The following is a 26106-nucleotide window of genomic DNA, read 5'->3' as shown; positions in this document are numbered from 1 at the left end:
CTCCCTTTTTTATTATCAGGCGTTTAGTGCCCGGGTAATTTTTTCGTAGAGATCGCCAGAGAGTTTATCCAGTTCCAGCAGTTGCTCCAGCGCCTGACGCATCATCGCCTGACGGCCTTCGTCATAACGTTTCAGACGAATCAGCGGCTCCACCATTCGTGCCGCAACCTGCGGATTGCGGGTGTTCAGATCGGTGAGCATCTCCACCAGGAACTTATAACCGCTGCCATCTTTAGCATGGAATGCGGCCGGGTTAGCCGAGGCAAAAGCCCCCACCAGCGAGCGAACGCGGTTTGGATTACTCATGGTGAAGGAGCGATGATTCAGCAGCTGACGCACGTTGCGCATCACGTTGGCAGCCGGGCTGGTCGCCTGCAGCACAAACCATTTATCCATCACCAGACCGTCCTGATGCCAGCGCTCATCGTAAGCTGCCAGCAGCGCATCACGGCACGGTAACTGTGCCGCAACAGCAGCGGAAAGCGCCGCCAGCGCATCGGTCATGTTGGTCGCCTGGTGATACTGCGTCTGCACCAGTTTATCCGCCAGCTGCGCATCGCTGAAGGCAAGATAGGTCAGGCAGATATTTTTCAGGCTGCGCTGACCAATCGCGTCATGCTCCACGCGATATTCAGGCTGCTGATTGGCGTTGTAGATCGCAAAGAACTCATCGGCCAGTTCGCGTGCCAGTGTGCGTTGCAGGGCATCACGCACCAGCGCAATCGCCTGCGGATCGATAGTGTCAAACAGCTCGGCAATCTCATTTTCTGACGGCAGCGTCAGGATCAGCGCGGTCAGGGCCGGGTCACAGTCGGTATCGAGCAGCACCGCGCGGAAAGCATCGGCAACATGCAGCGGCAGCGACAGATGCTGGCCCTGCTGATAGCGGGCGACATTCAGACGGATATAGGTCGCAAGCAGGCTCTGAGCCGCATCCCAGCGGGAGAAGTCATTGCGTGCATGACGCATCAGGAAGGTGAGCTGAGCATCACTCCATTTGTAATCGAGCTTCACCGGGGCGGAGAATTCACGCAGTAGCGACGGCACCGGCTGGAAGTAGACATTATCGAAAATAAAGGTCTGGAACTCTTCGGTGACATTCAGCACATGATGCACCGGATGGCCGTTATTCTGCAGCGGGATCACCTTGCCTTCACCGTCATATAGCTCGATATCCAGCGGGATATGCAGCGGCAGCTTCTCTTTCTGATCGGCAGTTGCAGGGGTGTGCTGCGTGACGTGCAGCGTATACTGCTCCAGCTCCGGGTTGTAATCATCGCGCACCGTCAGTACCGGCGTACCGGACTGGCTGTACCAGCGGCGGAACTGCGACAGATCGATATTTGATGCATCTTCCATCGCCTGAACAAAGTCATCACAGGTGGCGGCGCTGCCGTCATGGCGATCAAAATAGAGCTTCATGCCCTTCTGGAAATTCTCTTCACCCAGCAGGGTGTGCATCATACGGATGACCTCTGACCCTTTTTCATACACCGTCAGGGTATAGAAGTTGTTCATCTCAATGACCTGATCCGGACGGATCGGGTGTGCCATCGGGCTGGCATCTTCGGCAAACTGCGCGCCGCGTACGATACGCACGTTATCAATGCGGTTCACCGCGCGTGAACCCAGATCGGAGCTGAACTCCTGATCGCGGAACACGGTCAGCCCCTCTTTCAGGCTGAGCTGGAACCAGTCGCGGCAGGTCACGCGGTTACCGGTCCAGTTGTGGAAATATTCGTGACCGATAACCGCCTCAATGCCGAGGTAATCTTTGTCCGTCGCCGTTTCCGCTTTCGCCAGCACATATTTGGCGTTGAAGACGTTAAGGCCTTTGTTCTCCATGGCGCCCATGTTGAAGAAGTCCACTGCGACGATCATAAAGATGTCGAGGTCATACTCCAGGCCGAAACGCTCTTCGTCCCACTTCATACTATTTTTCAGCGAGGTCATCGCCCAGTCGGCACGATCGAGGTTACCGCGATCGACGAAGATCTCCAGCGCCACATCACGGCCTGAACGGGTGGTGAAGCTGTCGCGCAGCACGTCGAAATCGCCCGCCACCAGCGCAAACAGGTAGCACGGTTTCGGGAACGGATCCTGCCACTTCACCCAGCTGCGACCCTGCTCATCCCGGCCGCTGTCAATCCGGTTACCGTTGGAGAGCAGGAATGGATAACGCTCACCATTGGCATAAATGGTGGTGGTAAAACGTGCCAGCACATCAGGGCGATCGAGATACCAGGTAATATGACGGAAGCCTTCAGCCTCACATTGGGTGCAGAGCGCCTCGCCCGATTTGTACAGCCCTTCCAGCGCGGTGTTCTGATCCGGATGAATATCATTGATGATTTTCAGGGTGAAGCTGTCCGGCAGCTGGCTGATGACCAGTGCGCCCTCTTCTTCACGGAAGGCCGTCCAGGCTTGCCCGTCGACCTCCAGCGCAATCAGCGTTAACGCTTCGCCGTCCAGTCGCAGCTCAGCCTGGCTGTCGCCCACGCGTTTAACCTGGCTGATGGCCGTTACACGGGTCGTCGACGCATCCAGTTCAAAAGTTAAATCGATATCGGTGATGGTGTAATCGGGTGCACGGTAGTCGTGGCGATACTTGATTTGGGGCTGTTGCGTCATATTGCGTCTCGCGTTGTTATAAGTTTACCGGCAAAGTCTAAGCTTGTTACTACAAGCTTGCCACGCACAATGCACCTAAAGGGTGAAATGGCTACACTTTGTTAACAAAGGCACAGATTGGCCTCGACCCGCCCGACTGAAATATGCTGTGATCGGCTTCAGATAGTGAATTATACTTTTGCGTCTTTATGACTGTGTACAACACCGGGCACTGCGCCACCGAACAGGATGCTGAAACGCGCCATGACAGGACATGCTTCCCCGATACTGACCTCCCTGCTGGATACGGACGCCTATAAACTCCATATGCAGCAGGCCGTTTTCCACCGCTATCATGACGTAACGGTGGCGGCGGAGTTTCGCTGCCGCGGCGACGAACTACTGGGTCTCTACGCTGACGAAATTCGTGACGCGATTACTGCCATGCAACACCTGGCGCTGACTGATGATGAAGCGACCTGGTTATCCCGCCTTCCCTTCTTCCGGCAGGATTATCTCAGCTGGTTGCGCCAGTTCCGCTATAACCCGGAGCAGGTTGAGGTGCGCAATCACCATGGCAAACTGGAACTTCGTATCCAGGGGCCGTGGCGGGAGGTGATCATGTGGGAGGTGCCGCTACTGGCGCTGATCAGTGAGATTGTGCATCGACATCGCACGCCGCAGGTCACCACTCAGCAGGCGATCGACCATTTGCATCAGAAACTCGGCGACTTTAAGACGCAGGTAGCGGATCTGGATATGTCGCGCTTCCGCCTGATGGATTTCGGCACCCGTCGCCGCTATTCGCAGGATGTGCAGCAGGCGATTGTCTCCACACTGAAACAGGATTTTCCGTGGCTGATTGGCACCAGTAATTATGATCTGGCGCGCCGTCTGTCTCTGACGCCGGTCGGTACTCAGGCGCATGAGTGGTTCCAGGCCTTCCAGCAAATCAGCCCGGTTCTCGCCAACAGTCAGCGTGCTGCGCTGCAGGCCTGGCTGGACGAGTATGACGATCAGCTGGGTATCGCGCTGACCGATTGCATCGCAATGGATGCGTTCCTGCGCGATTTCGGTCCGATGTTTGCCCGCCGCTACCAGGGGCTTCGTCACGACTCCGGCGATCCGGTTGAATGGGGCGAGAAAGCGCTGGCTCATTATCAGAAGCTGGGTATCGATCCGCAAAGTAAACATCTGGTCTTTTCTGACAACTTAAATCTCGACAAAGCGCTGGCGCTTTATCGCCACTTTGGTCAGCGGACGAATGTCGTGTTCGGCATCGGTACCCGCCTGACCTGCGATATTCCGGGCGTAACGCCACTGAACATCGTTATCAAGCTGGTGCAGTGCAACGGCAAGCCAGTAGCGAAACTTTCAGACAGCCCGGGCAAAACCATCTGCCAGGATAAGGCTTTTGTCAAAGCGCTGCGAAAAGCCTTTGATCTGCCGCTGGTGAAAAAAGCGAGTTAAACCTCTTCTTATCGGGGCGTTGATGCGCCCCGCCTCTGCTGTAATAAATCCGCTTTCCCCCTGAATTTTGCTTGTTTCCTGAAGACTCACAAGTAACATAGCAAAACCCCGGATGGGGCAACTTTTAACTCACTTCTTCTATATAGAGAGATATTTATGAGCGTAGTGCCTGTAGCGGACGTACTGCACGGTCGCGTCGCGGTTGACAGTGAAGTCACCGTACGTGGTTGGGTGCGTACCCGAAGAGATTCCAAAGCCGGTCTTTCCTTCATCGCTGTCTATGACGGCTCCTGCTTTAATCCCGTTCAGGCTGTCGTCAATAATTCTCTGAATAATTATCAGGATGAAGTGCTGCGTCTGACCACGGGCTGTTCCGTCATCGTGACCGGTAAAGTGGTGGCGTCGCCGGGTCAGGGCCAGGCGTTTGAAATTCAGGCGACCAGCCTGGAAGTCGTCGGCTGGGTAGAAGATCCGGACAGCTACCCGATGGCGGCGAAGCGTCACAGCATCGAGTATCTGCGCGAAGTGGCACACCTGCGTCCACGCACTAACCTGATTGGCGCGGTCGCCCGCGTTCGCCATACTCTGGCGCAGGCGCTGCATCGCTTCTTCCATGAAAATGGCTATTTCTGGGTTTCCACTCCGCTGATCACTGCATCCGATACCGAAGGTGCTGGCGAAATGTTCCGTGTCTCGACGCTGGATATGGAAAACCTGCCGCGTAATGATCAGGGCAAAGTCGACTTCAGCGAAGATTTCTTTGGCAAAGAAGCCTTCCTGACTGTTTCCGGTCAGCTGAACGGCGAAACCTATGCCAGCGCCCTGTCGAAGATCTACACCTTCGGCCCAACGTTCCGCGCAGAGAATTCCAACACCAGCCGCCATCTGGCGGAATTCTGGATGCTGGAGCCGGAAATCGCCTTTGCCTCACTGGATGATGCGGCTGCACTGGCCGAAGCAATGCTGAAGTATGTCTTCAACGCGGTGCTGGAAGAGCGTGCCGATGACATGGCGTTCTTCGCTGAGCGCGTGGATAAAGATGCCGTTGAGCGTCTTCAGCGTTTCATTACCACCGATTTTGCCCAGGTCGACTACACCGACGCGGTTGAGATCCTGATGAACTGCGGTCAGACCTTCGAAAACCCGGTTTCCTGGGGTATTGACCTCTCCTCTGAGCATGAGCGTTACCTGGCCGAGAAACACTTTAAAGCGCCGGTGGTGGTGAAAAACTATCCGAAAGACATTAAAGCGTTCTATATGCGCCTGAACGAGGATGGCAAAACCGTGGCGGCAATGGATGTTCTGGCGCCAGGCATTGGTGAGATCATCGGTGGTTCACAGCGTGAAGAGCGTCTGGATGTCCTGGATGCGCGTCTGGAAGAGATGGGTCTGAATAAAGAAGATTACTGGTGGTATCGTGACCTGCGTCGCTACGGTACTGTGCCACATTCAGGTTTCGGACTGGGCTTTGAACGTTTAATCGCCTATGTGACTGGCGTGCAAAATGTCAGGGACGTTATCCCCTTCCCGCGCACGCCACGCAATGCAAGTTTCTAAAATTCAGCATTAAATATAAGAAATTCATATATATAAAGAGGTCGGCACTGCCGGCCTTTTTTTATTTTTGTAAATTTTGAGTTCTCTCACAAAGTTCCGTATTTTTTACATTTTGTAATACATATTTTCTTAATGAAACAAGATTACGAGTTTAGTAGCATTTAAGCGCTAGAATTACGGCGGGTGGGATGGAAAGATGCGTGCAGACACAGGAAGACACCAAACTTCGCTCAGGGTTCTGTAAAGATTTCCTGACGGCAGTGGCAGGTGTACAAATAACTCCAATGAGGGTAATGAATAATGATGAAGCGCAATATTCTTGCAGTGGTTATCCCTGCTCTGTTAGCCGCCGGCGCAGCAAACGCTGCAGAAATCTATAACAAAGACGGCAACAAACTGGACCTGTACGGTAAAGCAGTCGGCCTGCACTACTTCTCTGATAACGATGGCAGCGATGGCGACAAGTCATACGTTCGTTTCGGCTTCAAAGGTGAAACTCAGATTAATGACCAACTGACCGGTTACGGCCAGTGGGAATACAACATTCAGGCTAACAACTCTGAAGGTTCCGACGCACAGAATAACAACAAAACCCGTCTGGGCTTTGCGGGTCTGAAATTCGGTGATGCTGGCTCAATCGACTACGGCCGTAACTACGGTGTGGTTTACGATGCAATCGGCTGGACCGATATGCTGCCAGAGTTCGGTGGCGACTCAGGATACTCAGATAACTTCATGAACGGTCGTAGCACCGGCCTGCTGACCTACCGCAACACCAACTTCTTTGGTCTGGTAGATGGCTGGGACTTCGCAGTTCAGTATCAGGGCAAAAACGAGCGTAGTGACATTCGTCGTGCTAACGGCGACGGCTGGGGTCTCTCAACCTCTTACGTTTCACCAATCGGCGTAGGTGTTGTTGGTGCTTATAGCAGCAGCGATCGTACTGATGCACAGGCAGCCGGTGTTGCTGCTAACGGTACAGTTGTTGGTCAGGGTAAACGCGCTGAAAACTGGGCAACTGGTCTGAAATATGATGCGAACAATGTTTACCTGGCTGCTTACTACGGTGAAACCCGTAACTCAACGCCATTTGACTTAACAATTGCTCCTGGCACCACCACTACTGCATTCGCTAACAAGGCTCAGAACATTGAGCTGGTTGCACAGTACCAGTTCGACTTCGGTCTGCGTCCTTCCGTTGCTTACGTGCAGTCTAAAGGCAAGGACATTGAAGGCGTGGGCGATGCTGACCTGGTTAAATACATCGACGTTGGCGCGACTTACTACTTCAACAAAAACATGTCTACCTATGTGGACTATCAGATCAACCAGCTGGATGACAACAACCGTCTGGGTCTGAACACAGACGACGTGGTTGGTGTTGGCCTGGTTTACCAGTTCTAATTCCGCTTTAAACATGTTGAAAAACGGGGCTACGGCCCCGTTTTTTATGGCTGCTATTCCCAACAGGTGCGTTTTGCCCCGAGCCGTTACCCCGCTTTAATCACTACCTTTCTCCGTCGCGCAATCCACACTGCAAAATGTATGAATTTGTCTCGCAAACGGTTGGCATTTGCCTGGCCGGACGCTAACCTGAGAGCCCTCTTGCTAAAGTTCACGCTAATGGACCTGACACATGTTTGAATCGATCTCTGCTGCACCCGCCGATCCTATTCTTGGACTGGCCGATCTGTTTCGTGCTGATGACCGCCCTGAAAAAATCAATCTGGGTATCGGCGTTTATAAAGACGAAACCGGCAAGACCCCGGTACTGACCAGTGTTAAAAAAGCTGAGCAATACCTGCTGGAAAATGAAACCACCAAAAACTATCTCAGCATTGATGGGCTGGCGGATTTTGCCCGCTGCACGCAGGCCCTGCTGTTCGGCAACCAGAGTCCGCTAATCACCGCTGGCCGCGCCCGCACGGCTCAGACACCGGGTGGTACAGGTGCGCTACGCGTTGCAGCCGATTTCCTCGCCACGCAAACATCGGTGAAGCGGGTCTGGATAAGCAATCCAAGCTGGCCAAATCACAACAACGTGTTTAAGGCTGCCGGTCTTGAGGTCTGTGAATACCACTATTACGACCCGGCAAACCATACGCTGGATTTCGATGGCATGCTGGCGTCACTGAAACAGGTTCAGCCAGGCGACGTGGTGCTGTTCCACGGCTGCTGCCATAACCCGACCGGTATCGACCCGACCGCCGGGCAGTGGCAACAGCTGGCGCAGCTGTCACAGGCCAATGGCTGGCTGCCGTTGTTCGACTTCGCTTACCAGGGCTTTGCCCGTGGTCTGGATGAAGATGCAGAAGGCCTGCGCATATTTGCCGCCTCGCATCAGGAACTGATCGTCGCCAGCTCTTACTCCAAGAACTTCGGTCTGTATAACGAACGTGTTGGTGCCATCACGCTGGTTGCCGCCGATGCGAGCGTGGCAGATACCGCGTTCAGTCAGGTGAAGTACACCATTCGCGCGAACTACTCCAATCCGCCTGCACATGGCGCCGCCATCGTCGCCACCATTCTGGGCAATGATACCCTGCGTACCATCTGGGAGCAGGAGCTGTCGGACATGCGTCAGCGCATTCAGCGCATGCGTCAGCTCTTCGTAAATACTCTGGCGGAAAAAGGCGCACAGCGCGACTTCAGCTTTATTATTAAGCAGAACGGTATGTTCTCCTTCAGTGGCCTGACCAAAGACCAGGTTATTCGCCTGCGTGAAGAGTTTGGTGTCTACGCGGTGAACTCAGGGCGGGTGAATGTGGCGGGCATGACGCCAGACAATATGTCGGCGCTGTGCGAAGCGATTGTCGCGGTGCTGTAACGCTGTCGACGAAACAAAAATGGGCCTGATGGCCCATTTTTTATTGCACGGAAAATGGCGGATTATTTACTGCAGGAAAGGATTACTGATGCGTTCATGCCCCAGCGTAGAAATCGGGCCGTGACCGGGAAGAAAAGTCACATCATCGCCCAGCGGCAGTAATTTTGTGCGGATAGCCTCGATGAGCTGCTGATGATCGCCCTGTGGGAAGTCAGTACGCCCAACACCACCATTAAAAATCACGTCGCCTGAAATCAGTAATCGTCCTGGCCGGTCAAAGAACACGACATGGCCAGGTGAATGTCCCGGGCAGTGCAGAACGTCCAGCGTGATCAGCCCGACCTGCACGCTCTCTCCCTCTTCCAGCCAGCGATCGGGGGTAAACGGCGCGCACTCGTCAAGTCCGAACATCCGGCTCTGAGTTGGCAGCGCTTCAAGCCAGAAGGCATCGCGCTTTTGCGGTCCAACAATCGGAATCTGATAAAATGCTGCCAGTTCAACAGCGGCCCCGACATGATCAAGGTGTCCATGTGTCAGCAGAATCTGAGCGGGTTTAAGTTTAAGCTGTTCCAGCGTTTGTTTGATCAGTCCGGCATCGCCGCCTGGGTCGACCAGTGCGGCTTCGCGAGTCGTGTCGCACCAGATAACTGAGCAGTTCTGGGCAAAAGCGGTAACAGGAATAATGTGGTAATTCATAACGCTCCATGACCGGCTCACGCAGCGTTGCCGGTGTCACTACCAGTGCCTGATCGGACCGGTATCAATATGTACAAAGTTACTGCGGGGATAATATCCTACACCACCCGCACGCAGAGATAACGCCGCTTTGCGTACATTCGCCAGCGAAACGCCTTCAATATGAAAATCCATCGCCTGGCCTTTGGTGTGATAGCTGTGTTTCGCGACTCCCGGACCGCTCTCACGTAACATGTTGTTGGTTGCCAGTGAACGATAGCCAGAAACCAGCTGTATCGGTTTACGCATACCCAGCAGCGCCTGCAGGCGAAAAATCTGGTCAAACAGATGTGGATCGATGCTTTTCACTTTGTTGGCGCGATAGTCACGGAAAAAATGATTTAATCGTGACAGCTCATCCTTGTCGTAACTCTTACCATTAAAAAACTCAGTTTTAAGGGTTTCACCGGTGTGAAGATTATTAAGCATCAATACACGCGGGCGAGACGTTGAAAGCGAGGCCCTTGCAGAAGCTGGCAATAATGCCAGTCCGGCGGCGGCACTACTGCACAGCAGTAGTTTGCGACGAAAAGAATCAATAGTAGACATGTAACGGTTTACCTGAGAGTGGAGCCATAGAAATGTGCAAAAAGCGCACAGGCCGAACCATAACTTTCTCTCAGAGAAGCGTCAACCCATCTGCCATGAGTTTGCGAGGCGATCCCCTGAGGGATCGCCATTTGATAAGATTTTTCTTTAATAAGGATTTGCGGGGAACGATTTAAAATCAATTACTAGAGCAGTAATTGCTCGGCCCGACTCAGAGCCTGACTGCCCGAACGGGCGGTGTCATCATAATTGTAAATATCTGTGCGGAACTGCGGTTTGCCATCATCAGCGACCCACGCCGTCAGATAATAGAGATTGACCGGAATGCGGTGGCGAATCGGCACATAGCGGGTGTCACCCTCTTTCAACGTACTGGAAATTCGGGAGTCGTTCCAGCCCGCATCCTGCAGCAATAAGCCTGCCAGCTCAGAAGCTTTGTTCACCCGCACACAACCTGAACTGAGCGCACGGATATCACGCTGGAACAGGTTATGGTTTGGCGTGTCATGCAGGTAGATCGCATCTGAACTCGGCATATTAAATTTATACCGGCCCAGCGCATTCGCCACGCCCGGAGCCTGAATCAATCGGTAAGGGAACGATGAGGCGGTGACCATGCGCCAGTCGATCATGCTGGGATCAATTACTTCAGCGTCTGCGCTCCAGCCTGACAGCAGGGTATACCCATGCTTATAAAGATAGGTTGGATCCTGCTTCACCTTTGGAATGATGTCTTTACGCACCAGGGTTGTCGGCACATTCCACGGCGGGTTAAGCACGACATTATTCAGCGCACTGCGCATAAGTGGCGTTTTACGATCGGGACGACCGACGATAACGCGCGATGAAAGAATTTTGTTGCCGTTGTTGTAATAGATCAGCGAATAGTTGGCGATGTTCACCATAATGCCGTTGTGCATATCGTCCGGCAGCAGACGCAGGCGCTGAATATTCAGCGCCAGCAGAGAAGCACGCATCTGCGGAGAGACGTTAAGCCACTGCCGTGTTCTGGCACCGATAGCGCCATCGCCATCCAGTCCCTGCCAATGCTGGAAACGCTTCACACCGGCCACCAGCGTCTCGTCATAGACATTGGCGGTATTCCCGTCCAGCGTCTGATCCTGGACATTACCCGGTGACTGCGGTGATGGCGTAAGCAGATTAGTGACTGGCGTAGCGGAAGGACTCACCGCGACAGGCTGGTCGCTGTGCGTCACCGGCGACGACGCGACAGGCACCGCATCGTCATCCGGTGCGGGCGCGTTAACCTGTGCCGTTAACATGCCGCTGCGCTGCAGAATTTCACGCAGGGCTGGAACGTCATCACTGACCTGGCCGGGACGCAGGGTTTCACTGCTTTTCAGTTGTGGCCAGGGCTGCTTATCGCTGAGCAACGTTTTCAGCGCGGCGTGCATAGGCTGATACTGTGGGTGCTGCGGCTGTAATGAGGCAATAAACGTGTTATCAGAACCCGCATTGACCGCGTTCTGCCACTGATTCACGACCGCGATCGACGGCTGTGTCAGCCTGTAAGGAACGTTGCTGTAGAGCCACGTTTCACCCTGTGTCGGCACATTTGAAACAAACTGCAGATAACCCAGCATTGCATCGGAGAGCGCGACATCGCGGGCAAAGCCGGTAATAGCCGGATTCGTCAGACGCTCAATCCAGCGCGTGAACTGTGGCTGAACACCTGAAAGCGCCACCTCAGCCAGCTGCTGCTGAAATTTTTGCACCGCCTGAGCATCCTGCCAGAGCGGCTGCATATGGCGGGATGCATAGAGCGTCGCCAGCGGTGCCAGATAAAACGGCTGATCGGCGCTGGAAAACGCCTGCCGGATGCGTTGCTGACTTTCGGAAACGGAGATAGCCGCCTGCGTTGTCCCGGGCAAAGCGGCGATGACAGCGGCCTGCGGTAGCGTAAATGGAACAACGGTTAGCGCCAGCGCTAACAATGATAGAACGCGATGATGATTTAATTTTTTTACCAGCAACATCCCTGCCCCCTTGTTTTTCAACTTCGCAGTGTTCCCTGTATCCACTGCGACCGCGCCGTGACTCATCATGTGAGTATACAAACAAAAACGGCATTTGCCTCATGCGACAAATGCCGTAACCAGATTAACGAATGGTTCAGTTTTTGACTACGTTTCCGCCTGCGAATTTTCAGCGGTTAAATCGGGCAGCGCATCTGCGTCACTTCCCGCACGCACCGGCGAAGGATCGGCAGCAAAACCCCGCAGACCGACCACATGCACATGCTCGGTGTTATTAAACACCTTACGTACCAGTTTGTAGGTCGTGCCTTTCTCCGGGCTGATATTCTCCGGCGCGGCAATCACTAACTGCATCTCCAGTCGCTCACAGAGTTCAAACAGTGTGGCGATGGAGCGGGCATCCAGACGGGCTGCTTCATCAAGGAACAGCAGTCGGCATGGCGAAATATCTTTGCCGCGCAGACGACGGGACTCCTCTTCCCAGCTCTGCACCACCATCACCAGAATGGACATACCGGTACCGATCGCCTCACCCGTTGAGAGCGCACCGCTTTCTGCACGCAGCCAGCCATCGGAACCCCGGTTCACTTCCACTTCCATCTCCAGATAGTTGCGGTAGTCGAGCAGCTCCTCACCGATGGTCTGCGGCGTCCGCTGACCCATGTCGATATGCGGGTTAAGTCGCTGATAGAGCTTCGCCAGTGCCTCAGAGAAGGTCAGGCGGTTGCTGTTGAACAGATCCTGATGCTGCTCATGCTCTTCTGACAGCGTATCCAGCAGCATAGCGTGGGTTTCACGGACGTTCACGTTAAGCCGCACGCTGCGGACCTGACCAAAGCTGACAGTCTGCAACCCCTGGTTGAGCTGGCGGATGCGGTTCTGTTCACGCTGGATCGTCTTGCGGATGATGTTCGCCGCACTGCGTGAACTGATCGCCAGCATCTGCTCACGCGCGGTCAGCTCTTCGGTCAGACGGTTCAGTTCGATTTCCATCTGCTCAATCGCTTCGACCGGATCGTCGGTACGAATAATATCCTGACGGATACGCTCGCGCAGATGTTGATAGACCGCAATAAAGAACTGAATCTTACGCTCAGGACGTTTTGGATCTTCCGACAGCCGCAGTACGTCGCGCAGATGTTCGTTGTCCGACACCGCCAGACGCAATGCACCCAGCGCTTTATCCGACATCGAGCGCAGCTCATCGCCGCTCAGGTAAGCCAGTTCACGACGATGCAGGCGACGCTCAACGCCATTCTCTTTCACCAGACGCAGGACGGTACACCAGCCCGCTTTTGCACTGACCACCTGCTCACGCACCTGATGATACTGACGCTCCAGCTGACGCAGGCGCTTCTGCAGATTATCCATCTCCGCTTCACAGAAGGTAAGCTGTTTCTCCAGCTGATTGCGGCGGGCGCGATTGTGGCTCAGTGCCGTGTAGAGCTCATCGCGGCGAACGCGCGCGCGTTCTTCTGCGCTGCTGTCAGCCTGGACGCCAATGTCCTGCATCTCCTGCTGCAACTCTTTCAGCATGTCGCGCTTGGCGTCATAAGCGCTTTTCAGCGAAGCCAGCACCTGCGCATATTGCGTCAGTTGCGCCTGATGTTCACGCAGGCGATCGCGGCTGCGGCTGCGTTCACCCTCAGCCTGCTCAAGACGCTGACGCAGCTTATCGCTAAGGTCATTGTTGCCGTTGAGCATGCTGGCGGAGTCGTCATAACTGAAGTGGGCGCGACGCTGCACCACCTCTGTCAGCGCAAAGGCCTGCTGACGCGCGTTGCGCTGCTGCTGCTGCGCCTGCTGATAATCTGCCTGTAACTGCTCGTGCTGTTCCGGATCGCTCTGCAATACGGCGAGGATCGGTTCCAGTTTCGCCAGCTTCGCGCCATGCTGATGCAGGAAGCGCGCCGCGTCCTGAGCCGCATCGACCTGCTCACGGATCTCTTCGCAGCGATCGCCCAGCGTGTCATCCAGCAGCAGGTTGACGCGTGGCAGCAGTCGGTTTAACTGCGATACGCCCTCTTTCGCCAGCTCATACTGCTGACGCTGCTGCTGATTATTGCTCTCATGCTGATTCAGCGCCCGCTCCAGTTCACCCCGACGCGCGCCCAGCTGACGGATCTGCGCTTCCGGGTCGGCGTCAAAGGCAACGGCCAAATGCGTGCCGATAAAGCGGCTGAATGACTGATGCAGACGCTGCGTTTTCTGCACATCGAACGACAACGTGGCGTAACGCTCAGCCAGTTTGTCGCGCTCAAGGTGCAGCAGCTCCAGCTGATTTTCGCGCGCTGCGCGGCCAAACAGCGGGATTTTCGGGAAGCGGGAGTAGCGCCACTGACGCTCTGCCACTTTCACCACAACGGCATTCTGCAGCTCATCAACACTGAAAACGCTGTCATCGAATGACTGCGGGTCACCCTCGATCAGATAGAGATCTTCCGGGCACTCCTCCAGACCATCCAGCATCTCACGCACGCGGGAGAGATCCGGCACCACGATCGCATGACGTGACGGACCATAGAGCGCCGAGAAGTACGGCGCATCATCCAGGGTCACATCATCATAAATCTCAGAGAGTAATACGCCGCCAAAGCGTTCGGCCAGCTGAGTCAGACGCGCATCTTCCGCCCCACCCGGCTGACTGAGCCGCTCAATCTGCTGCTCGATATCACGTTTGCGTGCCGCCACTTCGTCGCGCTCGACGGTGGTTTCACGCTCGCGCTCCAGCAGTTGCTGCATAAATTCGGTAACGTCCTGGCTGCTGTTCAGCGCCTGACCGGTCTGTTCACTGAGCTGCGTCAGGATCTCCTGTGCCGCCAGCCAGTGTGGCGCACGGGCTGTCAGGCTGGTGATGCGTTCGCGCAGCTGTTCCAGCTCCTGACGCATCATCATGCGCTGCTCACCGGCGTCCGAGACGCTGCTGTTCAGCTGTTCGATCTGCGCTTCAAGCTCCTGCTGCAGGCCAGCCAGCGCATCGGCTTCGTAATGCTGTCCCTGACGCTTGCAGAATTCGGCCAGCAGTCGCTCCGCCTCATGCTGCTCACGCAGACGCTGTTCCAGCTCATTGAGCCGCAGACGCAGCGACGAGAGCTGTTCGGCGTGATGACGCTGATTGCTGGCATCACGCAACAGTTCGCGGCCGGTCTGCCAGGCATCCTGACGGGTCACATCACCGGCAATGCTGGTCACCAGCGCCAGCGCCTGTTCAAACTGGCTGTGCGCGGCTTCGGCCACGCTCAGCTTCTGCTCCAGGCGCAGCAGGCGTTCTGTCGCTTCTTCCTCTTTAGCCTGGAAGCTCTCCTGCCATTCTGCCGCGTTATCGATAGTCAGATCGGGCAGCTGGCACAGCGTGCGGGCGCGTTCCAGCGCCTGCAAGGCCTGCTGATACTGGATGGCGCGCGTTTGCTGAACGTCGAGTGCCTGCTGGAAATCGGCCAGCTGACTTTTCAGTTCATCCACTTCCAGCTCAGCCGCTTCAGCACGCGCTTCATTCTCTTCCTGAATTTCGCGCGCTTCGGCAACCACTTCGGTCTGCTCTTCCAGCCGCAGCGTCAGATCTTCGATATCCGCATCGTAGCGCTCAATCTTCTCCTGCTGCCGCATCGCCGTCTGCACCAGGTTCAGGTGATCGCTGGCGGCCTGATAATCGACTTCAAGATCGTTTTCTGCACCACTGTGCTCTGACAGCTCGCGCGCCATCTCCACGTGACGATACTGCTCGGTGGCGAGTTGCTTACGACTGCTGAACAGCTCATTGCGCAGCTGTAATGCGCTGTCGAGATGTCCACGGCGCTCATTGGCGTGACGCATATAGTCAGCCGACACGTAGCTGGTCGCCTCGGAGATGAGATGCTTAAAGAGGTCGCGGTCGGACTGGGTAACGCGGATTGCCTCCAGCGTCATGCGGTTCTCGCGCAGCGCAGCTTCCATATCCTGGAACGCTTTACGCACGCCGCTGTTTTCAGGCAGCAGGTAATCACGCAGCGATCGGGTGATGGCGCTGGAGATACCGCCATAGAGCGAGGCTTCAATCAGGCGATAGAACTTGCTGCGATCGCTGGCAGAGCGCAGACGACGCGGCACCACGCCCAGATCAAACAGCATAGCGTGATAATCCGTCACCGAGTTATAAGCGCGGAACTGCACGCCTTCCTGTGCCTCAACCCGTTCTTTTACCTCATTCAGCGGTAAGACGCGTGCCTGACGGCTGTTAAGCACTTCCGTCAGCATATCGGTCGGATTTGTGTCGGTTGGCAGACCGTGGATACTGAACGGCTTGATATCGACTTTTTTGTCGCGTCCGGCCACCTGTTGCAGACGGACACCGACCACCACACGCTGATGGCGTGAGTTCACTACGTCCAGCATTGAGTAGCAGACGCCGGCCCGCAATTTACCGTGCAGACCCTTATCACGGGATCCCGACGTCGCGCCCGCTTCTGTGGTGTTACGGAAGTGCAGCAGTGTTAAATCGGGGATCAGTGCGGTGACAAATGCCGCCATGGTGGTGGACTTACCCGCACCGTTACCGCCTGACAGTGTGGTCACTAGTTCATCAAGATCGAAGGTACGGGCAAAAAAACCGTTCCAGTTGATCAGCGTAAGCGAACGAAACTTTCCGCGCTCAATCATGCCTGTTCTTCCTCTGCGTTCTCACTGTCGCCTTCCTGCCCTTCACTTTCATCTGTGTCGATCGGTGCAGTCGCATTTTCCAGTAGCATGGCTTCGCCATCACGAATCAGGCGAAGCTGCGCTTCACGGGCATCATCACCGCCACGCACGTCGGCACCAAAGCGGAACACCGATTCCGTAATACGGAATTTGCTGCTGTCATTGCCGAAGAACCACACCATCCCAAGACGGCGCAGGCGGCTCAGAGAGGCGCGCACTTTCTCCTGCAGCTTGGTGCGATCCAGATCCGAACCGGTTGAACGCTGATTAACCAGCTTCAGCAGACGGTTCTCGTCGGCCAGCGAGAGCAGTTCGTCATACAGCTCCTGCTGGGTGAAGATTCCCTCATTAGCCAGGCGTTCCGGGCTGAGATAGAGGTAGCAGAGAATTTTCCCAACCATCATGTCCAGCTCAGAGAGCACAGAACGCGGAATCAGCGTGGTTGAACGCGGACGCAGATAGAAAAAGCCTTCCGGCGCACGAATTAACTCAACGTTATAGCGGGTGTAAAACTCTTCGAGAAATGACTGGTAGTCCATCAGAAAAGCGTGGTTATCCAGCTCTTCAATTCCGATATGGCGTCCGGCGCGTAACTGGCTGTCCAGCGCGGGAAAAATCGGGTTGGCCAGTGCCTGTGCCAGCTTAACCGGCATCACTTGTTCAATATTTGTCGATGACATGTGCCTGCACCTTGGCTCCGTAATCATTGATGGCTTGCCATTCCACAGGCAAACCGGCTAAATCAGCTTCCGCTACGCCAAGGCGTACCGCCTGGTCCACCACAATGCGCGCCAGGTCGAAATGGCGGGCACGTGGATACTGGGCCAGGTAGTCACGCATCACTGACGCGAGGTTGAGCGGTTTTTGTTGCGATTTGTAGACCTGCAGCGCTTCTTCAATCATCGCTGCCAGCTGTTCGCGAATTTCATTAATCTCTTCGTATTCCATCTCTGGCGGCAGTTCGCCCATCACTTCGTCATTCCGCAGCGTCAGCGCCTCATCGCGCATGTCATACAGGCGGTCGGCATTGGCGTAGGTCAGCGCCCAGGGCGCGTCGAAGTAGTTCTGTACCGATACCCGCAGGCGCTGGGCAAAGACGCGATTTTTATCCATGTCGATGGCGGTACGAATAAATTTATGAACGTGCCGGTCATAGCCGATCCACAGGTCAATCGCCTGCTGACCCCAGCTGGTAATACGGTCGAGCTTGCTTTGCAGGTCAAACACCAGTTTATCGACGAAGCCCAGGTCCGGGCTGTCCAGCGTGGCATCCTGAATACGCAGCAGGTTTTCCTGAAGTTTGTCGCCCGCCGCTTCCAGCGTATCCTGCAGTTCACGCAGTGTCCCGGAGGTTTCAGAGAGCAGCATTTCACAGCTGGAGATCGCCGCGCGCCAGTCTTTATTCAGCAGTTCAGCGATATCGTTTTTCACCGCCTGCTGCTGTTCATCCATCAGACGCTGGGTCATATCGATGCTGTCGAAGATCTCCGCCACCGAATATTTCAGCGGCGCGAAAACATTGCGATGCCAGTGAAACTCATCACCGTTTTCCTGCGCGGCATCGGCTGCCCGCTTGAGCTCGCTGGCCACAATTGACAGCTGCATCGACAGGCGCAGCGTTGAAAACTCACGCTGACGGATGTAGTAGTCGGTGATGCCGATCGCCAGCGGCGTCAGGCGATAGATAGCGTTGCCTTCGGTGAGTTCACTGGTAAAGCGGTTGAGCAGACGCTGACGCACCATGTCGTTGATGGCGTTGTTGGCACGAACCAACACGGTTTCATGGGTTTGTTCAAAAGCTTTACTGACATGACGGAAAGCGTCAATCAGATCGCCTTCGCTCATTTCGCCATCCATCCGCTCACCGTTGAGGGTGGCGATAGCCAGCAAAAAGGCCAGACGTTCCACTGGCAGCGCAAGGGAAAAGTCATTTTTGCGCGCCCAGGAGACCAGTTCAGGTACCGTCTGGGAAAATTCACTCATAATTCGTCCTTCTGCCCCGGTTTACGCGCGGTCACATGGATGTAGCGCCCTAAGCTTAAAAAGGGTTCCTGACGGCAGTAACGCCGCTCCATCTCAATAATTTCGTCGTCGCTTTTTGGCTCGCCTTTCGGCGGTTTCATGTAGTCACTGAATACCCGGATCCCGGCACGCTGCTCAATCACAAAGCCACACGCCTCCAGCCAGCGATAGACCTGCTCTGGGTCGCGCGGATAGTCAGGCGACAGGGTTCGCTTTTTGCGTTTAGTCAGGTTGGTGCGCAGATAGCCGAAGTTACCCAGCGTTAAGGTGCGCAATGTCAGGCCGTGCAGATTGTAAAACATCAGCGACATGACGCCCCCCGGACGCAGCAGATCGAACAGCGCTTTGAGCACCTTCTCCGGTTCAGCGACCCACTCAAGCACAGCGTGGAACAATACCAGATCCACCGGCTTATCCAAATGTTCGCCCACCTGCTGCGCGCTAATTTGTCTGAATTGCATGTTGTGGCTCACACCCTGTGCCGCCGCATTTTCGGCGGCCCGGCGCAGCATCTCAGCAGAGAGGTCGCACAGCAGAACCTGATGGCCCTGTGCAGCCAGCCCGCTGGAGACCTGGCCGACACCGCCGCCAGCATCCAGCACCGATAGCGGGTGCGGTGACAGGCCGGGCACTATCTTCTCCAGCTCATCCCGGAGGATGGCCTGGCGTATCTTCCCTTTGGTGGTGCCGTAAATATTTTGCGAAAATTTATCCGCGAGATCGTCAAAGTTACGATCCTGCATGGCATGCGCTCCGGTATGCTGCGGTGAGACTTGTGCTATTTTGTCACAGGCATCAGAAGAATGAACCTTTCATCCCCATCTTCCCTTCCGGGTGCTCTATTTTCGGACAACAGGACGCGTTTTCGATGTTATTTACCCTGAAAAAAGTGATTGGCGGGCTGCTTTTACCCTTGCCGTTTCTGCTTTTGCTGATGGCGCTGGGCATTTTACTGCTTTGGTTTACTGACTGGCAAAAAAGCGGCAAAACCGTGATCTCTGTCAGCTGGCTGTTATTGCTGCTGCTGAGCCTGCAACCGCTGGCCGATCGGCTGCTTTTGCCGCTGGATAACCGCTATCCGACCTGGAACGGTGCAGAGAAGGTGGACTACATTGTGGTGCTGGGCGGAGGCTATACCTTCAACCCGGCATGGGCACCCAGCTCAAACCTGCTGAATAACAGTCTGCCACGCGTGGCGGAAGGTATTCGTCAATGGCAACGCAATCCACAGTCGACCCTGATTTTTACCGGCGCTGCCGGTGGCACCAATCCGAAGAGCAGCGCCTGGGTAGCCGCTCAGGTGGCAGAAAGTCTGGGCGTACCGCGCGAACACATTCAGATTCTTGACCAGCCTCGTGATACCGCGGATGAAGCGCAGGCGGTCAAAACGGTAGTAGGCGATCGCACGTTGCTGCTGGTCACCTCAGCGAATCATATGCCGCGGGCGATACGCTTTTTCCACGCGGTCGGTCTGAAGCCGATTGCTGCCCCTGCCAATCAGCTGGCGATTACCTCGCCGCTGAATGGCTGGGAACGCGCGATACCGTCATCGATCTGGCTGAGCCACAGCGAACGGGCAGTGTATGAAACGCTGGGCACGTTACTGCAGCGGCTTAAAGGTGAGAAACCCGACTCAGCCGAGCCAGGGAAGTAGTTGCGCACGGGCATGGTCAAAACGCGGGCGGTTGAACGTGCCGGTCTGCACGAGATGTTCGATGCAGTCCCACAGCTGATAAACCCACCGGCGCCAGACAAAGCCTTCAGAGACGGGTGCCCGTTGCAGGTAGTCGTGCAGCAGCGCTGTCTCAGCAGGTGAGGTATCCAGATGGATCAGGTCATATTCACGGGGCGCCCAGAGAATCGTGCCCGGCTGTGTCATCGCGACTAACTGGTCACTGCGGCTGTTTTTCAGCATGCTCTGCAGCCGCACGTTGCCGTGAACCATCACGCAGGGATCATCAAAGTCGTGGAAAAGATGCGCCAGACGTGACCGGCAGCGGAACAGAATCTGGCGATCTTCCAGCGTGAAGCCGGGTGGGCGCAGATAGCTGAGTGTCGACCACAATACCTCAACCCGTTGTGCATACCAGGCCGGCCAGCAATTCTGCTGCGTGCTGTCTACCGTTCCGACCAGACCGTGGCTGTCGAGCCGGTGCCAGGCCAGCAGACCCTCGACTGCCTGCTCGCAAAACTGTTGCCATCGCTGAGTATCCCGCGCAGGCGCCTCCGCCGTCACGCCATTCAGTCTCGCCATCAGAAGCGTTTCATGCACCGGCGGCTGCTGGCTCAGCACCAGACCATAGACCGCTGGCACAGGGATCAATCCGGCCTGCCCCAGTAATGCCAGCTTTCTGGCTTCCAGCGCTGCCCGCCCCTGATGACGAAAATATTTTGCCACCATCGGCATGGGGTGCCCCTGCCTATCGTACAGGGCATAGAGTCGGGTGGGCGGATGTTCACTGATTAATTCGAGGCGGCTGATGCTTTCACCCAGCGCCAGCGTGAGTTCTGATTTAAGCTGTTCCATGCGGCATCCTCCTCAGATGAGTATCATAATATCCTGAAGGAAGTACTGGCGATAAGTTTAGCGGCGGATCAATAACGTTGCGCTGAAACGGGGAGACTGACTCCCCGTATATCAGGCCTGCATGGCATTGCGGACGCGTTGCAAATCATCTGGCGTATCCACACCCACGCTGGGAATGGTTTTTGCTACGGCGACATGAATTTTTTCGCCGTACCATAAAACACGCAGTTGCTCGAGCAGCTCAATCTGTTCAAGAGGACAAGGTGCCCAGGCAACATAGCGGCGAATAAAACCGGCACGGTAGGCATAGATACCAATGTGACGAAGTAGCGTATCGCCAATCTGCTCGCGTGAGGCAGCATAGCGTTCCCGATCCCAGGGAATGGTGGCCCGTGAGAAATAGAGCGCATAGCCATTCGCATCCATGACCACCTTCACCGCGTTCGGATTAAAGGCTTCTTCCACATCGGTTATTGGCACCGCCAGCGTTGCCATCCCGGCCGCTGAGCCCGCCAGATTGGTCGCCACCTGGCGCACAATCTCTGCCGGGATCATCGGCTCATCACCCTGCACATTGACGATGATTTCGTCATCTGCAAACTGATATTTTTCGATCACTTCCGCCAGCCGCTCCGTGCCGGACTGGTGATCGACGCGGGTCATGCAGACTTCACCGCCTGCCGCCTCCACTGCTCTGGCGACGTCAGGATGATCGGTAGCAACAATGACCCGACTGGCACCCGATTCACGGGCGCGTTCCATCACATGCACCACCATCGGTTTACCGTGAATATCGAGCAGCGGCTTGCCGGGTAACCGGGTTGACGCATAGCGCGCAGGAATGATGGCAGTGAAACTCATGGATGAATCTCTTCAACTGACAGAGTACGGGCTTCGGTTTCCAGCAGCACCGGAATACCATCCCGAACCGGGAAGGCCAGGCCATCAGGCTTGCAGATCAGCTCCTGCTGAGCATTGTTGAAGTAAAGTTTGCCATTGCACACCGGGCAGGCAACGATTTCGAGTAAACGATGATCCATATGTCCTCCATCAGGAACCGAATGCTTAAGGCATCAAGCATACCATAGCGCAGCGCAGGCGGGATGGGGTAAAACGCCTTCCCGCAGCGGCTGCCGCAAAATTGATTAATCCAGCCGCCACTGGGCTGGCCAGTGATCGTTGAGTGCATCGGGTGCCTGCAGAATAGCGATGCTTTCTGCTCCCTGCCAGACCGCGAAGCGCTCAATTGCACGCCGGATATCCACCACAAAGCGCGCCGTGATGCGGGTCGTCTCTTCCAGCCAGAGTTTTTTAATCTCCAGCTGTTTTGCCTGACGCAGCATACGGGCATCGAGCCGTCCTTTTATCTGACCACGATGAAGGATGGGCAAAACGAAATAGCCAAATTTACGCTTCTCCTCGGGGGTGTAACACTCGATACGATAGTCAAAACTGAACAGCTCCCGCGCACGCTTGCGATCCCAGACTACCGGATCAAACGGGGACAGCAGCGCGCTGTGCGTCGCCTGCAGCGGTGTCTCCAGTAATGGCAGGTAGTCACGATGCAGCCACATCTCACCCAGCCCCTCTGTATCGACGGCGACCAGATCGCCCGCGGCCTGGGCATCAGCGATAAAGTCGTTCAGGGGTGCTCGTTTAAGGCGATAGTAGTCCGGCAGCCAGGCCGCGCGGAAAATCCCTAAGCTACGGGCGCTGTTCATCAGCATCTGTCGGGTGGCCTCGGCTTCGCTGATGCCATGCACCGCATCCTGCCAGTCGGGCATGACGCGGCTGCGCAGATCATAGACACGCTGAAAGTTACGGCGTTCCGCGACCATCAGCTCACCGGCGCTAAACAGATTTTCCAGATGGCGTTTGTGTGGTTTCCATGCCCACCAGCCCGACTTCGGGTTATCGGCATGGGTGAAATCGGCGGCGCGCACCGGGCCGTTTTGCTGAATCAGCTGCAGTAATTCGGTAATCGCCTGCTGGTGGTCAGCAACCCATTGCGCATTGTATTTCCAGCCCAGACGTTCAGGAGAGAGCATGCGATGACGAAGCAGTCTGTAATCGGCGCGGGGAATAAAGCAGGCTTCGTGCGCCCAGTACTCGAAGAGTTCGCCCTGTGCCAGCGCCTGTTCCAGCCATGCCTGAGGATAGTTCCCCAGGCGACTGAACAGCACCAGATAAGGACTGCGTGCCACCACATGAATGGTATCAATTTGCAGCAGTGACATGCGGGAGATGCAGCTAATCAGATCCTGATAAACCGCGCGTTTTGCCGGAGGGCGCAGCAGGCTCTGCGCGGCGAGATGAAGATGACGTGCTTGCTGTAACGAAAGTGAATGCGGGGTGTTCATCCTCTTCCTTATCAGGCTTCACCTGAATGGGTGCGGCTATCAGAGCCGGCGACGGCAGCGTTGTTCAATATCGTCCAGTAACGGCGTTACGGCTTTACCGGTTAAATGGGCGTCCACCGGCAGATACCACCAGTCAGGCTGCGCAAAGTGACGGCATTTCACTGCGTCCTTTTCAGTCATTAATAGCTGCTGACCCGGCTGTAATAATCGTGTCAGCTCATCTTCACTGTAGGCGTGATGATCGGCAAAGGCGATCTCTGCAACCGGCGTAATACCCTGCTGTTTCAGCGTGGTGAAAAAGCGCGGAGGATGACCAATACCGGCCATGGCAACCACTGCGCCCAGTTGCTCAGGTGCGCGGGTTTCCCCGGTCAGCAGATTGGTGGCGAGTCCGGGCTGAAGTTGCATCGCAATCTCGTCACCCAGGGCCTTACCGCCATTAATGATGACGGCATCCACCTGCCGCAGACGATCGGCACGTTCACGCATCGGACCGGCAGGCAACCACCAGCCATTACCAAAGCGACGGACCCCATCAACCACCACGATTTCGCGATCGCGCTGCAGGGCGTAATGTTGCAGGCCATCATCCGTGATGATCACATCCAGCGGCCCCTGCTTCAGTAACGCTTCAATCGCCTGTCGCCTTTTGGGAGCAACCGCAACCGGCGCTCCGGTGCGCTGGGCGATCAGTACCGGTTCATCACCGGCCTGTTGCGTGGGGGTCTGCGCCGTGACCAGCAAAGGATAGTGGTCCGCCTTGCCGCCATACCCTCTGGAGACGACGCCAGCGCGCAGGCCACGTTGCTGCAACGCCTCAACCAGCCAGATCACGACTGGTGTCTTACCATTTCCGCCGGCAGTCAGGTTACCCACCACCACGACCGGCAGAGGCGCACGCCAGCTTTTACGCCAGCCGCGCCTGTAACTGAAGCGTATCAGGGCCGTGATCGCGCCATACAGCAGGCTGAATGGCCATAGCAGTAGCCATAGCGGTGAACGACCACTCCAGATACGTTCAATCATTGGCCGAACTGCATTTTATGCAGCTGTGCATAGGCGCCGCGTTCTGCTAACAGCACCTGATGCGTTCCGCGTTCAACAATCTGGCCATCTTCAATTACCACGATTTCATCCGCTTTCTCAATGGTAGAGAGTCGGTGCGCAATTACCAGCGAGGTACGGTTCTTCTGCAACTCATCCAGTGCAGACTGAATCGCGCGTTCTGACTCGGTATCCAGCGCCGAGGTCGCTTCATCCAGGATCAGAATCGGACAATCACGCAGCAACGCACGGGCAATGGCGATACGCTGACGCTGACCGCCAGATAACAGCACGCCATTCTCGCCAATCATCGTATCCAGACCCTTATCCATTTTATTGATAAAGTCCATGGCATGCGCCATGGTGGCCGCCTGCTCGATCTCTTCACGACTGTATTGCTCACTGCGGGCATACGCGATGTTATTGGCAATCGTGTCGTTGAAGAGGTGCACATTCTGTGACACCAGCGCCACCTGATTACGCAATGAGCGCAGGCTGTACTCACGCAGATCATGACCGTCCAGCAGGATTTCGCCCTGCTGGATGTCATAAAAGCGGGTCAGCAGACTCGCCATCGTAGACTTACCGGAACCGGAACGGCCCACCAGCGCCACCGTTTTTCCTGCTGGCAGCGACAGATTGATATTGCGCAGTGCCGGAATTTCACGACCAGGGTAGGTAAAGGTCACATCACGGAATTCAATATCCCCTTTAGCACGGGTGATTTCGCGCGTGCCGTTATCCACTTCCTGCTCACTATCCAGAATAGAGAACAGTGTCTGACAGGCCGCCATCCCACGCTGGAACTGGGCGTTGACGTTGGTCAGAGACTTAAGCGGGCGCATCAGGGCAATCATCGAGGAGAAAACCACGGTGATGGTACCGGCTGTCAGGGTATCCATGACGCTGGGGAAGCTGGCAGCATAGAGCACAAAAGCCAGTGCCAGCGACGCGATCAGCTGAATAATCGGATCGGAAATGGAGGAGGCTGAAACGAGTTTCATTCCCTGCTGACGCATCCGGTTACTGACGCGGGAAAAGCGCTCCGATTCAATGTCCTGTCCGCCAAAAATCAGCACTTCTTTGTGCCCTTTCAGCATCTGCTCGGCGCTGGTTGTCACCTGCCCCATAGTGTTCTGCATACTTTTGCTGATGGTGCGGAAGCGCTTAGAGACGGTGCGGATAGCAAAGGAGACGATAGGTGCCAGTACAATCAGGATCAGCGACAGTTGCCAGCTGTAGTAGAACATCATGATAAACAGGCCAATAATGGAAGCCCCTTCACGCACTACGGTGACCAGCGCGCCCGAAGAAGAGGAGGCGACCTGCTCAGAATCGTAAGTAATGCGTGACAACAGGGTGCCGGTTGACTGCTGGTCGAAAAACGAAACCGGCATGCCCATCATATGGCTGAACAGACGACGGCGGATGTTCATCACGACGTTGCCAGAGACCCAGGAGATGCAGTAGCTGGAGATATAACTGGTGACTCCGCGTACCAGCATCAGGCCAATAACCACTAACGGCAGCCACAGCATCACCGATCTGTCAGCTTTACCAAAACCATCATCCAGTAACGGTTTCAACAGTGAGAGCATTAAGGCGTCGCCCGCAGCATTAATAATCAGGGCGACTGAGGCCGCAATTAATCCCGCTTTATTAGGCGCGATCATCGGCCAGAGTCGGCGAAACGTCTGCCACGTAGAGAGATCTTTATCTTGATGCATTATTTAT

At 55.5% G+C, this 26106-nt stretch carries 19 protein-coding genes; 5 read left to right on the top strand and 14 right to left on the bottom strand.

Translation table 11 applies throughout. From position 1 onward, the window contains the following. Nucleotides 1-15: 15 nt before the first annotated feature. Nucleotides 16-2631 carry an aminopeptidase N gene (gene pepN, locus NIM72_RS18520; protein ID WP_161735683.1) on the bottom strand — a complete coding sequence of 872 codons (2616 nt, stop codon included), beginning with the start codon at nt 2629-2631 and terminating at the stop codon, nt 16-18. A 243-nt stretch (nt 2632-2874) separates the two neighbouring features. Here pepN and pncB point away from each other — a divergent pair, with 243 nt between their 5' ends. The 4 genes from pncB (at nt 2875) to NIM72_RS18500 (ending at nt 8464) form a co-directional block, all read left to right on the top strand. Next, a complete protein-coding gene (gene pncB, locus NIM72_RS18515; RefSeq protein WP_222924260.1) occupies nt 2875-4080 on the top strand; it encodes a nicotinate phosphoribosyltransferase in 1206 nt (401 codons plus the stop codon). Nucleotides 4081-4236: 156 nt separating this feature from the next. After that, nucleotides 4237-5637, top strand: coding sequence for an asparagine--tRNA ligase (gene asnS, locus NIM72_RS18510; protein WP_222924261.1), 1401 nt, complete (start codon nt 4237-4239; stop codon nt 5635-5637). 300 nt (nt 5638-5937) lie between these two features. Continuing rightward, a complete protein-coding gene (gene ompF, locus NIM72_RS18505) occupies nt 5938-7041 on the top strand; it encodes a porin OmpF (protein WP_304621843.1) in 1104 nt (367 codons plus the stop codon). A 232-nt stretch (nt 7042-7273) separates the two neighbouring features. Beyond that, nucleotides 7274-8464, top strand: a complete 1191-nt coding sequence (locus tag NIM72_RS18500) for an amino acid aminotransferase (protein WP_161736084.1) — start codon at nt 7274-7276, stop codon at nt 8462-8464. A 66-nt stretch (nt 8465-8530) separates the two neighbouring features. Here the strand turns inward: NIM72_RS18500 and NIM72_RS18495 are convergent, their stop codons facing one another. The 7 genes from NIM72_RS18495 to cmoM form a co-directional block, all read right to left on the bottom strand. Beyond that, nucleotides 8531-9160 carry an MBL fold metallo-hydrolase gene (locus tag NIM72_RS18495; RefSeq protein ID WP_253421485.1) on the bottom strand — a complete coding sequence of 210 codons (630 nt, stop codon included), beginning with the start codon at nt 9158-9160 and terminating at the stop codon, nt 8531-8533. 39 nt (nt 9161-9199) lie between these two features. Then, nucleotides 9200-9748 (bottom strand): YcbK family protein, encoded by a 549-nt coding sequence (locus tag NIM72_RS18490; protein WP_033782529.1) that lies wholly within the window; start codon nt 9746-9748, stop codon nt 9200-9202. Nucleotides 9749-9933: 185 nt separating this feature from the next. Beyond that, entirely contained in the window at nt 9934-11745 is a 1812-nt protein-coding gene (gene ldtD / locus NIM72_RS18485) for a L,D-transpeptidase (protein ID WP_253421482.1), read from the bottom strand. 147 nt (nt 11746-11892) lie between these two features. Then, complete coding sequence (mukB, locus tag NIM72_RS18480; protein WP_253421479.1) at nt 11893-16380, bottom strand: chromosome partition protein MukB; 4488 nt, start codon at nt 16378-16380, stop codon at nt 11893-11895. Beyond that, nucleotides 16377-17099 carry a chromosome partition protein MukE gene (mukE, locus tag NIM72_RS18475; RefSeq protein ID WP_147788446.1) on the bottom strand — a complete coding sequence of 241 codons (723 nt, stop codon included), beginning with the start codon at nt 17097-17099 and terminating at the stop codon, nt 16377-16379. Before mukE ends, mukB begins: the two co-directional genes overlap by 4 nt. Then, nucleotides 17080-18402, bottom strand: coding sequence for a chromosome partition protein MukF (mukF, locus tag NIM72_RS18470; RefSeq protein ID WP_013357325.1), 1323 nt, complete (start codon nt 18400-18402; stop codon nt 17080-17082). Before mukF ends, mukE begins: the two co-directional genes overlap by 20 nt. Then, complete coding sequence (gene cmoM, locus NIM72_RS18465; protein ID WP_013357324.1) at nt 18399-19184, bottom strand: tRNA uridine 5-oxyacetic acid(34) methyltransferase CmoM; 786 nt, start codon at nt 19182-19184, stop codon at nt 18399-18401. Before cmoM ends, mukF begins: the two co-directional genes overlap by 4 nt. Nucleotides 19185-19309: 125 nt before the next feature. Here cmoM and elyC point away from each other — a divergent pair, with 125 nt between their 5' ends. After that, nucleotides 19310-20095, top strand: coding sequence for an envelope biogenesis factor ElyC (elyC, locus tag NIM72_RS18460; RefSeq protein WP_161736089.1), 786 nt, complete (start codon nt 19310-19312; stop codon nt 20093-20095). On the opposite strand, the gene NIM72_RS18455 is transcribed toward elyC, so the two are convergent. From NIM72_RS18455 to msbA, 6 genes are all read right to left on the bottom strand, one after another. Continuing rightward, nucleotides 20075-20968 (bottom strand): phosphotransferase, encoded by an 894-nt coding sequence (locus tag NIM72_RS18455; protein ID WP_253421476.1) that lies wholly within the window; start codon nt 20966-20968, stop codon nt 20075-20077. The genes elyC and NIM72_RS18455 overlap by 21 nt on opposite strands. Nucleotides 20969-21079: 111 nt before the next feature. Beyond that, nucleotides 21080-21829 (bottom strand): 3-deoxy-manno-octulosonate cytidylyltransferase, encoded by a 750-nt coding sequence (kdsB, locus tag NIM72_RS18450; protein WP_161736091.1) that lies wholly within the window; start codon nt 21827-21829, stop codon nt 21080-21082. After that, nucleotides 21826-22008 (bottom strand): Trm112 family protein, encoded by a 183-nt coding sequence (locus tag NIM72_RS18445; RefSeq protein WP_003849374.1) that lies wholly within the window; start codon nt 22006-22008, stop codon nt 21826-21828. Before NIM72_RS18445 ends, kdsB begins: the two co-directional genes overlap by 4 nt. A gap of 105 nt (nt 22009-22113) precedes the next feature. Then, nucleotides 22114-23328 (bottom strand): winged helix-turn-helix domain-containing protein, encoded by a 1215-nt coding sequence (locus NIM72_RS18440; protein ID WP_253421473.1) that lies wholly within the window; start codon nt 23326-23328, stop codon nt 22114-22116. A gap of 39 nt (nt 23329-23367) precedes the next feature. After that, the gene (gene lpxK / locus NIM72_RS18435) at nt 23368-24354 is read right to left on the bottom strand and encodes a tetraacyldisaccharide 4'-kinase (protein ID WP_161736093.1); all 987 of its coding nucleotides are present in this window, start codon (nt 24352-24354) and stop codon (nt 23368-23370) included. Next, nucleotides 24351-26099, bottom strand: a complete 1749-nt coding sequence (msbA, locus tag NIM72_RS18430) for a lipid A ABC transporter ATP-binding protein/permease MsbA (protein ID WP_010669759.1) — start codon at nt 26097-26099, stop codon at nt 24351-24353. The genes lpxK and msbA overlap by 4 nt, the downstream gene beginning before the upstream one ends. Nucleotides 26100-26106 lie beyond the last annotated feature (7 nt).

The sequence above is a fragment of the Pantoea sp. B550 genome (assembly GCF_024158165.1).
Classification (GTDB): Bacteria; Pseudomonadota; Gammaproteobacteria; order Enterobacterales; family Enterobacteriaceae; genus Pantoea; species Pantoea alfalfae.
The sequence above is the reverse complement of the archived record's forward strand: the minus strand, read 5'-3'. Positions and strand labels throughout refer to the sequence as shown.

Excerpts from the sequence above, each read along its gene's own strand:
- pepN (WP_161735683.1), bottom strand. The coding sequence starts at position 2,631 with ATGACGCAACAGCCCCAAATCAAGTATCGCCACGACTACCGTGCACCC.
- pncB (WP_222924260.1), top strand. The coding sequence starts at position 2,875 with ATGACAGGACATGCTTCCCCGATACTGACCTCCCTGCTGGATACGGAC.
- asnS (WP_222924261.1), top strand. The coding sequence starts at position 4,237 with ATGAGCGTAGTGCCTGTAGCGGACGTACTGCACGGTCGCGTCGCGGTT.
- ompF (WP_304621843.1), top strand. The coding sequence starts at position 5,938 with ATGATGAAGCGCAATATTCTTGCAGTGGTTATCCCTGCTCTGTTAGCC.
- NIM72_RS18500 (WP_161736084.1), top strand. The coding sequence starts at position 7,274 with ATGTTTGAATCGATCTCTGCTGCACCCGCCGATCCTATTCTTGGACTG.
- NIM72_RS18495 (WP_253421485.1), bottom strand. The coding sequence starts at position 9,160 with ATGAATTACCACATTATTCCTGTTACCGCTTTTGCCCAGAACTGCTCA.
- NIM72_RS18490 (WP_033782529.1), bottom strand. The coding sequence starts at position 9,748 with ATGTCTACTATTGATTCTTTTCGTCGCAAACTACTGCTGTGCAGTAGT.
- ldtD (WP_253421482.1), bottom strand. The coding sequence starts at position 11,745 with ATGTTGCTGGTAAAAAAATTAAATCATCATCGCGTTCTATCATTGTTA.
- mukB (WP_253421479.1), bottom strand. The coding sequence starts at position 16,380 with ATGATTGAGCGCGGAAAGTTTCGTTCGCTTACGCTGATCAACTGGAAC.
- mukE (WP_147788446.1), bottom strand. The coding sequence starts at position 17,099 with ATGTCATCGACAAATATTGAACAAGTGATGCCGGTTAAGCTGGCACAG.
- mukF (WP_013357325.1), bottom strand. The coding sequence starts at position 18,402 with ATGAGTGAATTTTCCCAGACGGTACCTGAACTGGTCTCCTGGGCGCGC.
- cmoM (WP_013357324.1), bottom strand. The coding sequence starts at position 19,184 with ATGCAGGATCGTAACTTTGACGATCTCGCGGATAAATTTTCGCAAAAT.
- elyC (WP_161736089.1), top strand. The coding sequence starts at position 19,310 with ATGTTATTTACCCTGAAAAAAGTGATTGGCGGGCTGCTTTTACCCTTG.
- NIM72_RS18455 (WP_253421476.1), bottom strand. The coding sequence starts at position 20,968 with ATGGAACAGCTTAAATCAGAACTCACGCTGGCGCTGGGTGAAAGCATC.
- kdsB (WP_161736091.1), bottom strand. The coding sequence starts at position 21,829 with ATGAGTTTCACTGCCATCATTCCTGCGCGCTATGCGTCAACCCGGTTA.
- NIM72_RS18445 (WP_003849374.1), bottom strand. The coding sequence starts at position 22,008 with ATGGATCATCGTTTACTCGAAATCGTTGCCTGCCCGGTGTGCAATGGC.
- NIM72_RS18440 (WP_253421473.1), bottom strand. The coding sequence starts at position 23,328 with ATGAACACCCCGCATTCACTTTCGTTACAGCAAGCACGTCATCTTCAT.
- lpxK (WP_161736093.1), bottom strand. The coding sequence starts at position 24,354 with ATGATTGAACGTATCTGGAGTGGTCGTTCACCGCTATGGCTACTGCTA.
- msbA (WP_010669759.1), bottom strand. The coding sequence starts at position 26,099 with ATGCATCAAGATAAAGATCTCTCTACGTGGCAGACGTTTCGCCGACTC.